The organism is Variovorax sp. AB1(2024) (assembly GCF_037482385.2).
Taxonomy (GTDB): Bacteria; Pseudomonadota; Gammaproteobacteria; order Burkholderiales; family Burkholderiaceae_C; genus Variovorax.
This window is the reverse complement of sequence record NZ_JBBHKP020000001.1, coordinates 3,108,816-3,121,973: the sequence shown is the minus strand read 5'-3', so window position 1 is coordinate 3,121,973 and position 13,158 is coordinate 3,108,816. Positions and strand designations below refer to the sequence as shown.

At 66.0% G+C, this 13,158-nt stretch carries 14 protein-coding genes and 1 pseudogene; 9 read left to right on the top strand and 6 right to left on the bottom strand.

Going from position 1 to position 13,158, the window contains the following annotated elements; translation table 11 throughout:
• Nucleotides 1-2: 2 nt before the first annotated feature.
• Nucleotides 3-998, bottom strand: a complete 996-nt coding sequence (locus WIX39_RS14530) for a sialic acid TRAP transporter substrate-binding protein SiaP (RefSeq protein WP_409195285.1) — start codon at nt 996-998, stop codon at nt 3-5.
• Nucleotides 999-1,175: 177 nt separating this feature from the next.
• On the opposite strand from WIX39_RS14530, the pseudogene WIX39_RS14525 reads away from it, so the two are divergent.
• From WIX39_RS14525 to WIX39_RS14505, 5 genes and pseudogenes are all read left to right on the top strand, one after another.
• Nucleotides 1,176-1,316, top strand: a pseudogene (locus WIX39_RS14525) (O-acetyl-ADP-ribose deacetylase); the annotation flags it as partial.
• A 5-nt stretch (nt 1,317-1,321) separates the two neighbouring features.
• Nucleotides 1,322-2,092, top strand: a complete 771-nt coding sequence (locus tag WIX39_RS14520) for a class I SAM-dependent methyltransferase (RefSeq protein ID WP_409195284.1) — start codon at nt 1,322-1,324, stop codon at nt 2,090-2,092.
• Between the two features lie 136 nt (nt 2,093-2,228).
• A complete protein-coding gene (locus tag WIX39_RS14515) occupies nt 2,229-3,641 on the top strand; it encodes a glycerophosphodiester phosphodiesterase family protein (RefSeq protein ID WP_409195283.1) in 1,413 nt (470 codons plus the stop codon).
• 37 nt (nt 3,642-3,678) lie between these two features.
• Nucleotides 3,679-4,302 carry a PAQR family membrane homeostasis protein TrhA gene (trhA, locus tag WIX39_RS14510; protein ID WP_409195282.1) on the top strand — a complete coding sequence of 208 codons (624 nt, stop codon included), beginning with the start codon at nt 3,679-3,681 and terminating at the stop codon, nt 4,300-4,302.
• A gap of 47 nt (nt 4,303-4,349) precedes the next feature.
• Entirely contained in the window at nt 4,350-5,207 is an 858-nt protein-coding gene (locus WIX39_RS14505; protein ID WP_409195281.1) for an amidohydrolase family protein, read from the top strand.
• 10 nt (nt 5,208-5,217) lie between these two features.
• On the opposite strand, the gene WIX39_RS14500 is transcribed toward WIX39_RS14505, so the two are convergent.
• Nucleotides 5,218-5,535, bottom strand: a complete 318-nt coding sequence (locus tag WIX39_RS14500) for a hypothetical protein (RefSeq protein WP_081266698.1) — start codon at nt 5,533-5,535, stop codon at nt 5,218-5,220.
• A gap of 202 nt (nt 5,536-5,737) precedes the next feature.
• Nucleotides 5,738-6,625 carry a class A beta-lactamase gene (gene bla / locus WIX39_RS14495; protein ID WP_409195280.1) on the bottom strand — a complete coding sequence of 296 codons (888 nt, stop codon included), beginning with the start codon at nt 6,623-6,625 and terminating at the stop codon, nt 5,738-5,740.
• Nucleotides 6,626-7,083: 458 nt separating this feature from the next.
• Between bla and WIX39_RS14490 the strand changes: the two genes are divergently transcribed.
• From WIX39_RS14490 to WIX39_RS14475, 4 genes are all read left to right on the top strand, one after another.
• Nucleotides 7,084-7,344 carry a hypothetical protein gene (locus WIX39_RS14490; RefSeq protein WP_409195279.1) on the top strand — a complete coding sequence of 87 codons (261 nt, stop codon included), beginning with the start codon at nt 7,084-7,086 and terminating at the stop codon, nt 7,342-7,344.
• Between the two features lie 153 nt (nt 7,345-7,497).
• Nucleotides 7,498-8,061: a hypothetical protein gene (locus WIX39_RS14485; protein ID WP_409195278.1), complete on the top strand. Its 564-nt coding sequence runs from the start codon at nt 7,498-7,500 to the stop codon at nt 8,059-8,061.
• Between the two features lie 84 nt (nt 8,062-8,145).
• Entirely contained in the window at nt 8,146-10,257 is a 2,112-nt protein-coding gene (locus WIX39_RS14480; RefSeq protein ID WP_409195277.1) for an ATP-dependent nuclease, read from the top strand.
• Between the two features lie 676 nt (nt 10,258-10,933).
• Nucleotides 10,934-11,800, top strand: coding sequence for a DUF2272 domain-containing protein (locus WIX39_RS14475; protein WP_409195276.1), 867 nt, complete (start codon nt 10,934-10,936; stop codon nt 11,798-11,800).
• A 25-nt stretch (nt 11,801-11,825) separates the two neighbouring features.
• Here the strand turns inward: WIX39_RS14475 and WIX39_RS14470 are convergent, their stop codons facing one another.
• The 3 genes from WIX39_RS14470 to WIX39_RS14460 are packed head-to-tail and all read right to left on the bottom strand — an operon-like array spanning nt 11,826 to nt 13,139.
• The gene (locus WIX39_RS14470; RefSeq protein WP_409195275.1) at nt 11,826-12,101 is read right to left on the bottom strand and encodes a DUF3297 family protein; all 276 of its coding nucleotides are present in this window, start codon (nt 12,099-12,101) and stop codon (nt 11,826-11,828) included.
• 47 nt (nt 12,102-12,148) lie between these two features.
• Nucleotides 12,149-12,616, bottom strand: a complete 468-nt coding sequence (locus WIX39_RS14465) for a ribonuclease HI family protein (protein ID WP_409195274.1) — start codon at nt 12,614-12,616, stop codon at nt 12,149-12,151.
• Nucleotides 12,617-12,629: 13 nt separating this feature from the next.
• Entirely contained in the window at nt 12,630-13,139 is a 510-nt protein-coding gene (locus WIX39_RS14460; RefSeq protein WP_409195273.1) for a hypothetical protein, read from the bottom strand.
• Nucleotides 13,140-13,158: the final 19 nt, after the last annotated feature.

Sequence of the window (13,158 nt, the reverse complement as noted above, 5' to 3'; positions counted from 1 at the left end):
TCTCAGTTCGCGCCAGCCGCCAGTGCCTGCAGCTTGGCGTAGTCGCCCGGCCGCGCGCCCTGCTGTTCCGGCGTCGCACGCTTCGCGATGCGTTCGAGGAACGACTGGCGATTGACCGGCGTCACCGTCATGCCCTTGCCGCGCAGGAACTGCTCGTCTTCCAGCTCACCGGCGATCACGCCGACGTTGGTCCACTTCGCGGTCTCCACGAGCACTTTCTCGACCATCGCCTGCTGCGGCGGCGCGAGCCTGGCCCATGCCGCCTTGCCGATCACGATGCCCAGCGTGTCGTAGACGTGCGCGGTGAGCTGCACGTACTTCTGCACTTCATAGAGCTTCTTCGACCTGACGATGCCCAGCGGGTTTTCCTGCGCCTCGACCTCGCCTTTCTTGAGCGCACCGTAGAGGCTCATGAAAGGCAGCGTGACCGGCTTGGCATCGAGCGCGGTGGCGAAGAGCTGGTACGAGGCGGCGGCAGGCACATACAGCCGGAGGTCGCGGAAGTCCTCGGGCCTTGCCAGCGGCCGGGCCGACGTGACCTGCCGCGCGCCGTAGTACACCGTGGCCACCATGCGGTTGCCGCTCTTCTCGTTGTAGCCCTTCATCAAATCGGCCAGCAACGGGCTCGCCAGATACTTGCGCATGTGGTCGAGATCCTTGAAGGCGAAGGGGTAGCTGCCCAGGCTCAGCGGCGGATAGCCCTCGGCCAGCGTGGCGTCGCCGACGTAGGCGATCTGCATCGAGTCGTTCGCCAGCATCAGCGGAAAGTCGGCCTCCTGCCCCATCTTCGACGAAGCCACCACCTCGATCCTGATCTTGCCGTCGGACTGCTCCGCGATCTTGCGCGCCGCCAGTTCGGCCTGCTGATGGAAGATGCTGGTGGGCTCGTAGACATGGCCCCACTTGAACTGCAGCACCTGCTGCGCCTGCGCGGCCATTGCGCATCCCAGCGCCGCCAGCGCGAATGCGGCGCGGCGCCACGGCAAGAAGCTTTTCATCGAGTCTCCCTCGGGTTGAGAACAATCCGGCCCCATGCAAGATCGACGCCACTGCTGCAGGGCCGGCGAGCGGATCGTAAGGAGTCGCGGCAGCCACCGGGAGCGGGTTTGCCCGACTGGGGGTTGCTGGGGTTCGCGCGGCGCTATCGTCGGGCTTGCACCAGAAAGGAACACGCCATGACCGACGCGCTTCGCACCCTTCGCGCCCTTCGCGCCGACATCACCACCCTGCAGGTCGACGCCATCGTCAATGCCGCCAACTCTTCGCTGCTCGGCGGCGGCGGGGTGACGAGCGACCTCGCGGTCTACGAGGCGGCACTGGCATGACCAACGACTTCTACGACGAACTCGCCCCGCTCTATCACCTGATCTATCCCGACTGGAACGAGAGCATCCGCGCGCAGGGCGACAAGCTCGCGCAGCTGATCGATACCGAGTGGCCCGGCGGTGGCGTGCGGCGCAGGGTGCTCGACGTGTCCTGCGGCATCGGCACGCAGACACTCGGGCTCGCAGCGCTGGGCCACGCGCTGACGGCATCGGACCTGTCGCCCCGGGAGATCGAACGCGCACGGCACGAGGCCCAGGCGCGCGGGCTCGATGTGGCGTTCTCGGTCTGCGACATGCGCGAGGCGCACACGCACCACGGCGGCGGCTTCGACATCGTGATGTCCTGCGACAACTCCATGCCGCACCTGCATACCGACGATGACCTGCTGGCCACCTTCCGCCAGATGGCCGCATGCCTGCGCCCGGGCGGCGGCTGCGTGGTGAGCGTGCGCGACTACGCGAAGGAAGAGCGCGGCAGCAACCTCGTGAAGCACTACGGCGCGCGCGTGGAGAACGGCCTGCGCCACGTGCTGTTCCAGGTGTGGGACTTCACGGACGGCGGCAAGCGCGAGCACTACGACCTGGGCTTCTTCTTCGTCACCGAGGACCTGGCCACGCACGCCGTGAGCACGCGCGTGATGCGCTCGCGCTACTACGCCGTGTCGACCACGCGGCTGTGCGAGCTGATGCGCGAGGCGGGCCTGGAAAACGTGCGGCGCATCGACGGCGCGTTCTTCCAGCCCGTGCTGGTGGGCACGCGGGCCTGAAAGTGGACTGATCGCCTGGAGGTTGCCGGTCACCGTAGCGTCATGGGCCAAACCTAGCATCCGCCAGCTTTCAATCCACTTGCAACGGACGCCAGAACCAATGACAAAAAATGTGCCCGTACCCGCCCCCCGCCCCATGCGCGCTGCCTTGGTGGCCGTTGCAGGCGGCCTCATGATTGCCGCGTGCGGCGGCGGCGGGGGCGGAGGCCCCTCGATTCCGGCTTTTCCGCCCGCGCCGGCTCCGGCGCCAGCACCGGCACCACCCGCGCCTCCGCCCCCGGCGGCACTGGGCACGCTCGACGGCTCGGTGCCGCTCGTCATTGCTCACCGCGGCCTGCCGGGCCTGTTCCCGGAAGAAACCAAGACCGCCTACGAAGCCGCGGCCGATGCCGGCGCCGATTCGCTCGAGACCGACCTGCACCTCACCAAGGACTGCGTGCTGGTGGCGCGCCACAACCCCTGGCTCAGCGACAACACCAACATCGCGGAGGTGGCCAAGACCAACAGCGCCGTCGCAGCCCGCAAGCGCACCGTGCCGGGCGTGCTCGTCAACGTGAAATATCCGGCCATCCCGGAAAACGGCCCCGCGCAGTACCTGAGCGACCTGACCGACCCGAACGATCCGAAGTCCGTGCTGAAGTCGCTCGTCGTCGACGGCCAGGAACACAAGGACGACTGGTCCATCTCCGACTTCACCATGGACGAGCTGCGCCAGTGGATCCGCGGCACCACGTACGACGCAAGGGACGAGCGCCCCACCGACCTCAACGGCAAGCTGCCGATCATCAGCTTCCAGGAGCTGATCGACATCGCCAAGGCCAAGGGTGCCGCCACCGGCCGCACGTTCTCCGTGTATCCGGAAACCAAGAACCCGATCTGGAACAACGCGCAGGCCATTGCCAACGGCTGCGGCCCGGCCGGCAGCCATCCGCTGGAAGATGCGCTGCTGAAGGTCATGAACTTCAACGACCTGAACCAGAAGGACGCGCCGATCTTCGTGCAGAGCTTCGAGCCCGAGAGCCTGAAATACCTGCGCTCGGCCGGCCTGAAGGCGCGCGCGGTGCAGCTGGTGGACGGCAACGACGTCGACTACAAGACCGGCGCGATGATCTACGTGACCAACGACGAATACACCTTCGTCGACGGCCGCCCCTACAGCTGGACGCTGGCCGGCAACCCGAAGTTCTTCGGCGAAATGCTCACGCCCGCGGGCCTGGCCGAGATCAAGACTTACGCCGACGGCATCGGCCCGTGGAAGCCGCAGGTCATGGCGCACACCATCGTGCCCTTCGTCGCGGCCAACAAGGGCATGGCCGACGTGAACACCATCAAGCCCACCAGCCTCATCGCCGATGCGCACAAGGCCGGCCTGTTCCTGCACAGCTACACCTTCCGCAACGAAGCCAGGTACCTGGCCGGCATCTACAAGGGCGACCCGACGGCCGAATACCTGGCGTACTTCCGCGCCGGCATCGACGGCGTGTTCTCGGACTTCGCGAACACCGCCGTCGCGGCGCGCAAGACCTACCTGAAGGAAACGGGCCGCTGATGCGCGGCGCGGCGCGGGCAACCGGCTGAACGGCACCATGTACCCGGGCGAACGACTCAACGGATACAGCCACCTGCTGGGCCTGCTGCTGGCGCTGTCGGCCACCGCGCTGCTGCTCGCCAAGACCGTGCTCACCGGCGACCCCGCGCGCATTGCGGGGGCGCTGGTGTTCTCGCTTTCGGCGGTGGCGCTGTACGCGGCCTCCACGCTCTTCCACAGCACGCGCGGCCGCCTCAAGCGCGTGTGGGAGCGGGCCGACCACTGCGCGATCTACCTGCTGATCGCCGGCACCTACACGCCCTTCGCGCTCGTCACGCTGCATGGCAAATGGGGCTGGCTGCTGCTCTCGGCGATCTGGGGCGTGGCGCTGTTCGGCATCTGGCGCGAGCTGCGGCCGCCGAAGCCCGGCGCTTCGGCCAAGCCCTCGCTGCCGCTGTACATCGGCATGGGGTGGCTCGGCGTGCTGGCAGCCGTGCCGCTGGCCGCGCGGCTCGACGGTGCCGGGCTGGCCTGGCTGCTGATCGGCGGCGTGCTCTACACCGTGGGCACCATCTTCTACCGCAACCGGCAGGGCTTCCGGCACGCGCACGGCGCCTGGCACCTGTTCGTGCTGGCGGGCACGATCAGCCACTACATCGCGGTCGGCTGGTTCGTGCTGTAGCCGGGGCAGTGCCGGCCGCCGCGTGGCAATGCCACACTCGGCACCCCATGGACGCTTCTATTTTTTCCGCCCCGAAGATCGACTGCCACTGCCACATCTTCGACCCCGAATCCTTTGCGTACGCGCCGGGCGTTTTCTACGCGCCTTCGGGCGGCGAGATCGCCACCGCCGATTACTTCATGCAGGTGATGTCGGCCTACGGCGTGTCGCACGCGCTGCTGGTCGGCCCGAACTCGGGCTATGGCACCGACAACCGCTGCATGCTCGACGCCATCCGGCGAGGCGGCGATCGCTTCAAGGGCATTGCCGTGGTGGACAACGACGCATCGGCCTCGCAGTTGCAGGACCTGCAGGCGCAGGGCGTGGTCGGCATCGCCTTCAACATGGCGCTGCTGGGCCTTGCGCACTATGCGCAAGCCGATGCGCTGTGGGAACGCATTGCCGCACTGGGCATGTGCGTGCAGGTCCAGGTGCAGGACGACCAGATGGCAGGCCTGGCGCCGCGCCTGCTGGGCTGCGGCGCGCAGATCGTGGTCGACCATCACGGCCGCCCCGACCTCTCGCGCGGCCTCGCGAGCCCCGGCTTCGACGCACTGCTGCGCATGGCCGACAGCGGGCGCTGCGCCGTCAAGCTGTCGGGCTACGACAAGTTCTCGCGCAAGGCGCTGCCCTTCGCGGATGCCCGGCCCTTCACCGACGCGCTGCTGTCCGCCTTCGGGCCCGCCAACTGCCTGTGGGGTTCAGACTGGCCGAACATCCGCGCCACCCGGCGGCTGGACTACGGCACGCTGCTGGGCGTGCTCGCGCGCAGCGTGCCTTCGGAGGCAGACCGCCGCGCGATCCTCTTCGACACGCCGATGCGGCTGTTCGGATTCGGCAAGGTAAGCGGCACCAGCCCGGCGTGAGGCCGGGGCCTCAGCAGGCCAGCTCGAACACGAATTCCACCGTGTTCGGCGACGACAGCATCGCCTTCGCCTTGGCGGTGGCCTGTTCGCAGCTCTGGCGCCAGGCGCGGGCGTCGGCCAGTTCATGGTCGTTCAGCAGTTCGCTCCCCGGCGCCGTCTCCTTCGACCACGCACGAAAACAGGCGACCACGCGCTCCGGCGACCCGAGCGCGTCTTCGATCAACCTCAGGAAGACCTGCCGCACCACCATGGTGTCGCGCAGCGTGACACCGTCGCCATCGAGATGCACGGAATAGGGCGGCGGCGCGGTCGAGTACCTGGCGCTCATTGCGCCATGCCCGCGCAGGGCGCGCCGTTATCCACTGTCCCGTATGACTTGTCCACGCTGACCGCTCCTTTTTATCGCTGCCGAATGCTTGTGCGTCGAAATGAAATGATCTTTCGATGCTAATCGAGTAGCGGCTCGGCAGTAGTAGGAATGGAGTCAATGCCGACTGCTTTCGGCGGCTTTCGTGCACTTTCAGAGCAGATCAGCCCCCGAGCGTGTCGACGGCGATGCGCGCCGCGGCAGCCACCACGTCGTTGCGGTTCTTCGCATCCTTGTCGGGGAAGGTCAGGTAGACCGCGACCACCAGCGGCGCGCCGGCTGGCGGCCACATCACGCCGACGTCGTTGTTGGTGCCGTAGGAGCCCGCACCCGTCTTGTCCCCCACCTTCCAGCCCGGCGGCACGGCGGCCATGAAGCGTTCGGCGCTTGTCGTGTTGCCCAGCAGCCAGGTCTGCAACTGGCTGCGTTGCGCGCCAGCCAGCGCATCGCCCAGCACCAGCCGCTGCACGCTGTCGGCCATGGCCGCGGGCGTGGTGGTGTCGCGCAGGTCGCCTGGAATGGCGGTGTTGAGCTCGGTCTCCCAACGGTCGAGCCTGAAGACCTGGTCGCCGATGGTGCGCGCGAAGGCGGTCACCTCGGCCGGGCCGCCCAGCATCTGCATCAGCAGGTTGGCGGCCGCGTTGTCGCTGTACTGAATGGTGGCGGCGCACAACGCGGCAACCGTCATGCCGTCGGCCACGTGCTTTTCAGTGACAGGCGAGTTGGGAATGATGTCGGCCCTGCCGTAGCTGATGCGACGCGCCAGCAGGCTCGGGTCTTTGGCGCTGCGCTCCAGCACCGTGGCCGCCAGCATCAGCTTGAAAGTGCTGCAGAACGGAAAGCGTTCATGCGCCCGGTGCCGCAGGCGCGCGCCGCTGGCCGTATTGAAAGCCACCACCCCAAGCCGCCCGCCACATGAGCGTTCGAGTTCGGCGAGCTGGGCCTCGGCGGAAGCCTGCGGCCCCTTTTGCGACCATGCGGTGCAGGCGGAGGCGAGCGGCAGCACGGAGGCGGCGAGCAACAGGGTGCGGCGCTGGACGGGTGAGTTCATTTCTTCTTTGCTTTCTTTCGGCGAGTGGAGTGGGTTGGATGGCACGCCGGCAATCGTAGGAGCGCGGTGCCTGGCGCTCCAGCGCGCCGCCTCGGTTCTGCGTCTCCGGTGTATCGGCTGTAACTCGCTTCGGCTGAGCGGCGGCCCTTGGTCGCATGGCGCCATGGCGCGCAAATCGCGCAGATCACGCAATTGCCAAAAGCTGCATTTGTTGGCGCGAATCGAAGCTCAGTGGCGCGCCCGCAGGCCGGGCCGCCCCGCTCTTCTCTAGAGTGGATGCCCCTGTCACCAAACACCCCGCCATGGGGGCATGAAAGGCATCACCCGACCCGCCGCATCGACGAACAAGCAAGCAAGCAAGTAAGTAAGTAACGAACCAAAAGGCGACGGCCAAGGTGCGGTAACACCTCAGCCGTCTGACCAAGTGACGTGCCAACTCTCAAAAAGGAGCACACCAAATGGCTGGACCGAATATAGCCCGGCGCCCCGCGCCGCCCCCCTCCCCCAACGTCAATGCGCAAGAGCCCAGAGACCTTCTGGAAAACAAGCTGGCGCAACTGAGATCGCTCACATGGATCTGCTACGGCGGCGGCATCGACTGGCACGACGGCGCAGGCCCGCAACACCTGGACAACGTGCTGTGGCTCGTGGCTGACCTGGCGCTGGAGACCCAAGAGTTGCATCAGCGCAGCGAGGCTGCGCGGCACGCGGGGCGCTGAGGATTTTTTTGCGCTGACGCGGCAATGGCCGCAGAAAGCCCGGCGCCAGTGCGCGCCGGGCAACTCGATCACTGGAAACAGTTAAGTGTTTCCACCGGGCGCCTGGCCTGAATATGGGATGTTATTCAGGTAACTGAAATTTACACTGGCCGAATGCAATCGTTCATTCGACCCCACCTCGCTCTCGCACTCAGCGCACTCGTGTTTACTGCTGCATGCAGCAGCGTTGTCAGAACGACCTTGCCTTATCCCGCGGTGCAAAGCTCGAGCCTTCTGACGCAATACGTGTACGCATTGCGCGCCGCCGAACAACGCCAGATCGCCTACCCCGACGAGCCCCTGTGGCTGCGCGACGAAGGCGGCCGCAGCGTAGACACATCGCTGAACGCCGACAACGCCGCAATGGTGTTCTACGCGCTCGCCAACGGCGGACCCGGCAATGAACGCATCACGAGCGAAATTCTGCAAACGCTGCCACCGATGCTGCAACGGTATGAACAGGCTTATGAGAAGAGCCAGGGGAAGTGGTACCAGGACGAATACGTCGAGACGATTGGGGTGCAACTCGCAATGCTGAGTTTGCTGCCGGCGAAGCTGGCGAATCAGGCTACGAGCAAGAGCAGCTTGATTGCGAAGGCCAATGAAATGGCGAAGTCTGAACAGTTGAATGCGCCAGCTAGGGAGCGGTTGCAAGTGCTGGTGCGGAGGTATGGGTAGTCGTCGACTGGCGGCATCAGTCAGTACGGCTCGCCGCACCCTGCTGCGCTACAAGAATCCAGAAATTCTGCAGAGAGGAACAGGGTGAAGCTCAAGCACATTGCAATATCAAACTTCAAGGGGATCCAGGCCGACAACCTCAGTCCGGAGTCCTTCACATGCCTCGTCGGCGAGAACAACGCGGGCAAGTCGTCGGTCATGCAAGCCATCGTCTTTGCATTGAACCGCCCCAAGAACATACCGTCCGCTCACTTCTATGACTCGAGCCAGCCGGTGTCCTTCGATTTTGAGCTCTCAGGCGTCACTGAGGCGCACCTGGCTCGCCTGTCTGACGAAGCAAAGGGCAAGATTGCGGGACTCATCGTTGATGAGAAACTGGCGCTCCGCGTGGCCTATGCTCCAGGGGAGTCGGTCAGCATCCAGGTGAAGGCGCAGCAGCCGAAGGAGGAGCGCTACAGGTCAGACGCGATTGAAGCGGCGCTGTCCGGCAAGAAGGGGCAGGTAGCCATTGAGGAAGCCCTTTGGACGGCTTACCCCGAGTTCAAGGCAGCGTACTCCGAGCCGCTGAAGCTTCTTGGAACGGCCAAGGCATTCGTCAAGGAGCAAGTTGCCAAGCTTCCGCCCGAACAGTTCACATCGGGGTACACCGCCCTGCCCTCCGGCATCAGCGCCTCGATTTCGCCGCTCCTGCCTGAGCCCATCTACATACCGGCCGTCAAGAATTTGAACGACGACCTGAAGACATCCCAGTCGACGTCGTTCGGTCGTCTATTGGGTCTCCTGTTGGAAGACATGGCCGAAGACCTTGCCCACGTAAACACAGCATTGGAGAAGGTGAACTCGCTCTTCAACCGAGTCACCATAGAAGGGAAGGTGGTCGATAGCCGCCACGCCAAAGTCCGTGGTCTAGAGAGCGAAGTGGAAGGACTGCTAAGCGCGAACTTTCCGAATGTGAGAGTGCAGCTCGAGATTCCGCCGCCGGAACTGAAGACCATCCTAAATGCCGCTCAAATTTTCATCGACGACGGCTCGCACGACCTCATCGACAACAAGGGCGATGGCATCAAAAGGTCGTTGACGTTCGCCCTGCTGCAGGCCTACGTGAATCGGCAGGACAAGCAGAAGGTTCAGGTCGACGCTGGTGGTAAGGCGCCGCGTCCACTCATTTTTCTCTTCGAGGAGCCCGAGCTCTACCTGCATCCGCGGTCGCAACGAGTCCTCTTCAACACGCTGGCTCGCATCTCAGAGAACCACCAGGTCCTCGTGACGACACATTCGCCCCTGTTCTTCGCCCCAGGCGTCACCGCATCGTTCGTGCGGGTCGCAAAACAGGCAGCAGCGCCGAAGCCAATCGCCAAGCTGTTCCCAGTGAACTTTGCGCTCAACAAAGCTGATGCAGAGACGTTCCGCCTTGCCCGGTTCGAGCACGCAGACGCGGCGTTCTTCAGCCAGAGCGTGGTGCTCTTCGAGGGCGAATCGGACGATGCCTACTGCAAGCACGTCGCCCAGTTGTTCAAAGATGAGTGGGATTTCGAACGGCGGAACGTCGCGCTTGTTCGGGTGTCCGGCAAGGGGAACTTCCTGAAGTTCCGTAACTTCTTCGAGAGCTTCGGCATCTCGGTTCGCTTGGTCGCCGACTTGGACGCAATCTTCGACGGCTTCAAGCACTTGGGCACTGACAAGGAGTCCTCAGACCTTCGCGACAAGCTGCTGCAAACGCTTGATGGACGGATTGCGGCATTGGGCACAAAGGCAGAACCTAAGCCGCGCCAAATTCAGCGGCGTGCGAACCAGGATTCATGGAAAGAAAGGTACGAAGCCGCCAAGGCGGCGCTCCAGGCCGTACAGGCAGGCTCCCCGGTGGACGCCAAGACCTACGAGGCCCTCGAAGGTTTATTCGTCTGGGAGAAGGAAATCGCCCGGATGCGGGTCTGCACTGAAGACGCGGAAGCCGCTGCGGCCCTCGTTCCCTTGTTGGACTGCCTGCGCGGGCAAGGAGTCTGCGTTCTCTCTAGAGGCGCGATTGAGGACTACTACCCCGCTGCAGCGCCCGGGTCTGGCCCCAAACCCGACCGTGCGCTTGCGGCATGTGCGGCTGTCCTGACGCGCGAGGAGGCGGCAGCCCTGTCAAAACCGTTGGCGGCCGACCGGCCGACTGAGCTTGAAGAGGTCTTCGAAGCTCTGTTCAAGCATTGAGACGGAGGCAACCAGTTCGATGCCTGACACCCTCCCTAATGATGACTGCAGTTTGGTCAGACGCTTGATTCTCAATCCGAAGGGTCCAGGACCTGCTGGGCCATGCCGACGTGACAGACCATGATCTACAGCCAAGTGCTCAAGATTAGCGGTAGCGGCGTGCGCAGTCCCATGGATACGCTCGCGATGGTAAATCGATGCCGCGGAGCGGCAGAAAGCCGCCGTTCACCAATGACTGCTCATGCGCTCGGGCGATGCAGCCTCGACGCTTGGCCAACGACTGCAGTCGCTGCAAAGCTGCCCTCGGCACCAAAGCCCGCCACCCCGCCGCCGCCGCCGCCGTCGCCGTCGCCGTCGCCGTCGCCGTCTCCATCAAGTCTTCGCCGCGAGGTCCGCCAGCACACGCCGCCCTCACCAAGCAGAGTGCCGGCCAGCGATTGCCGCAGTAAAAAAACCAACGCCGCTATCGGCGTTCTGCCCACCCCCCTGCGCGACACACCGGGCTATGCTCCCCGCCCACATGCCGCGACAGAACGCCTCCCCCTCTTCTCTCCCGCACCAAGCCAAGTCAGCCCTGGCCGCCCTGTGCCTCGCCAGCGCCTGCGCGCCGGCACTCGCCGCCCCGGGCTGCCTCGACACCGCCCTCCAATCCCCCTCCCCCGCACGCGCCCTCGCCATGGCCACCTTCGCCACGCAGGAGCACGAAGCCTTCGGCGGGCAGACGATGGATGCCGAGGGCCGCATGACGACGGACGGCGACTCCGAGGCCGAGGACACGCGCCGCACGGTGCCAGGCCTTGCGCCCTGGGAGCGGGTGGTCGGCTACTGGCAGGCGGTCGATCCGCTGTTGCCTTCGCGAGTGCGCTACGGCGGGCTGCGGCCGGCCTACCGGCAGTTGCTGATGCAGTCGCTGAACGAGGCTTCGGCCGCGCGCCTCCAGGGCATGGGCGTGGGGCCCGACGAGGGGCTGGACTCGCCGGAGCTGCGCGCGGTCGATGTCGCATTGAAGCGGGTCGCGGTGATCGACACGCCGTGGTCGGCGGCCTTCATCAGCTGGCTCGCGCGGCAGGCGGGGCTGGCGGGAGACGAGTTCGTCTTCTCCGAAGCGCACGTGGACTACGCGGGTGCCGCGTGGCAGGCAGGCATCGAGGAGCAGGCCGGGCGCCCGACGCGCTACGCCCTGCGTGCCTGCGACCTGACGCGCACGCCGCCTCGCGTGGGCGATCTGGTCTGCCAGGCGCGCGGCGCGGGCGCGGACCTCGACACTTTCGACAAGATCGGCGAGGTGCTGGCGACGCGGCCCACCGGCGGCGATGCGCTGCCGATGCATTGCGATGTGGTGGTGGCCGTCGATGCGACGGGCTTCGACACGGTGGGCGGCAACGTGCTGCAGTCGGTCACGCGGCGCCGGCTGGACTTTGCGCCGGGCACGCGCTGGCTGGACCCGAGCTATCTGCCCGAGGGATGCACACCCGGCGCGGCGGGCTGCATCGACCGCCACATGAGCCGGCAGCCGTGGTCGCTGCTGCTGCAGTGGCGCTGATCGAGAAACAAAAAAAGCGCGCCGCTTACTTGTAGTACGCCTCGACCTTGCCCTTGAGCTTGAGCAGCAGGGGCTTGCCCTTGCGATCAAGCGTCTTGCCGGCGGGCACCTTGATCCAGCCTTCGCTGATGCAGTATTCCTCGACGTCGAGGCGCTCCTTGCCGTTGAAGCGGATGCCGATGTCGCCTTCGAAGGCGGCCGCCAGGTGGTGGGGGCTGCGCGGGTCGGAAGACAGGTGGTCGGGAAGAGGCGGGAGGGAAGAAGAAGAAGAAGAGGAAGGAGTGGGAGTGGCTTCGGTCATGGCGCGTGATGATAGGGGCTCCGGCCGGCCCCTCCCCCCGCGGCACTCTAACGACGCTTTTTCTTCCCGTGCCTGGGCGGCGGCTTGGGGCCGAAGCCGAGCGCGGCGCGTGCCAGTGCGTCGGCCTCGCCGTTGCGGTGGCGCGGAATCCATTGCACTCGCGCATGCGCGAAGCTGCCGAGCAGCGCGCGGGCATCGTCGAACAGCGGGGCCATGCGCTCGATGGGTTTGGCGCCCGGCGCGGCAAGCTGCTCGACCAGCGTGCTGTTGTCGCTGTAGGCCAGCACGGCGGTGGCGCCCTTGTCGCGCAGTGCGTGGAGCGCGGCGGTCAGCGCCAGCAGCTCGGCCTCGTTGTTGCAGCCGATGGCGTGCGTGGCCTGCGACAGCGTGTGGCGGCTGCCGTCGGGCGCGGTGATGACGGCGCCGATGCCCATGCGGCCCGGGTTGGGCATGGCGCTGCCGTCGCAGTGAACCACCCACGGAAGCCCCGTGGCCACGGAACCGTCGCCGTTCATTCGCTTTTCTTATTCAGCAGTTGTTGCGCTTGATGCCCGCCAGGTTCTGGCAGGGTCGCTGGCCGGGCGGCGGCCCGGGGTCGACCGCATGCGGGGGCCGCGGCCTGCGGATCGGACGTGCGCCGTCGTAGTAGGGGTCGTAGTACGGGTCGGGGCTCAACACGACGACGCCCGGTGGCTCCGCCGCCGGCTGCGGCTGCGTCTCGGCCGGGAAGCGCGGGATGATGGCCGGCCCCGAGGGCGGGTTGCTCGCCACCCGGCTGGGCGGCGAGGATGGCGGCGGAGACGGCGGAGCGGAGCGCTGCGGCGTGGGCGAAGAGTCGCGGCGCGCCGGGTCGGGCGGTGGCGATTCGAGGATAGGCACCTGCCGCGCCTGCTTGCTGCCTGCCGGGCATTCGACGTTGGTGTAAGAGACGGCGCCGCTGGCATCGGTGCAGCGGATCACTTCCGCGCGGGCACCGCCGGGGGACGCCGCCGCGGCCACGGCAAGGATCGCCGGAATGAGGAGTGCCAATGCGCGCATCGCGCCACTGTAGCCGCAG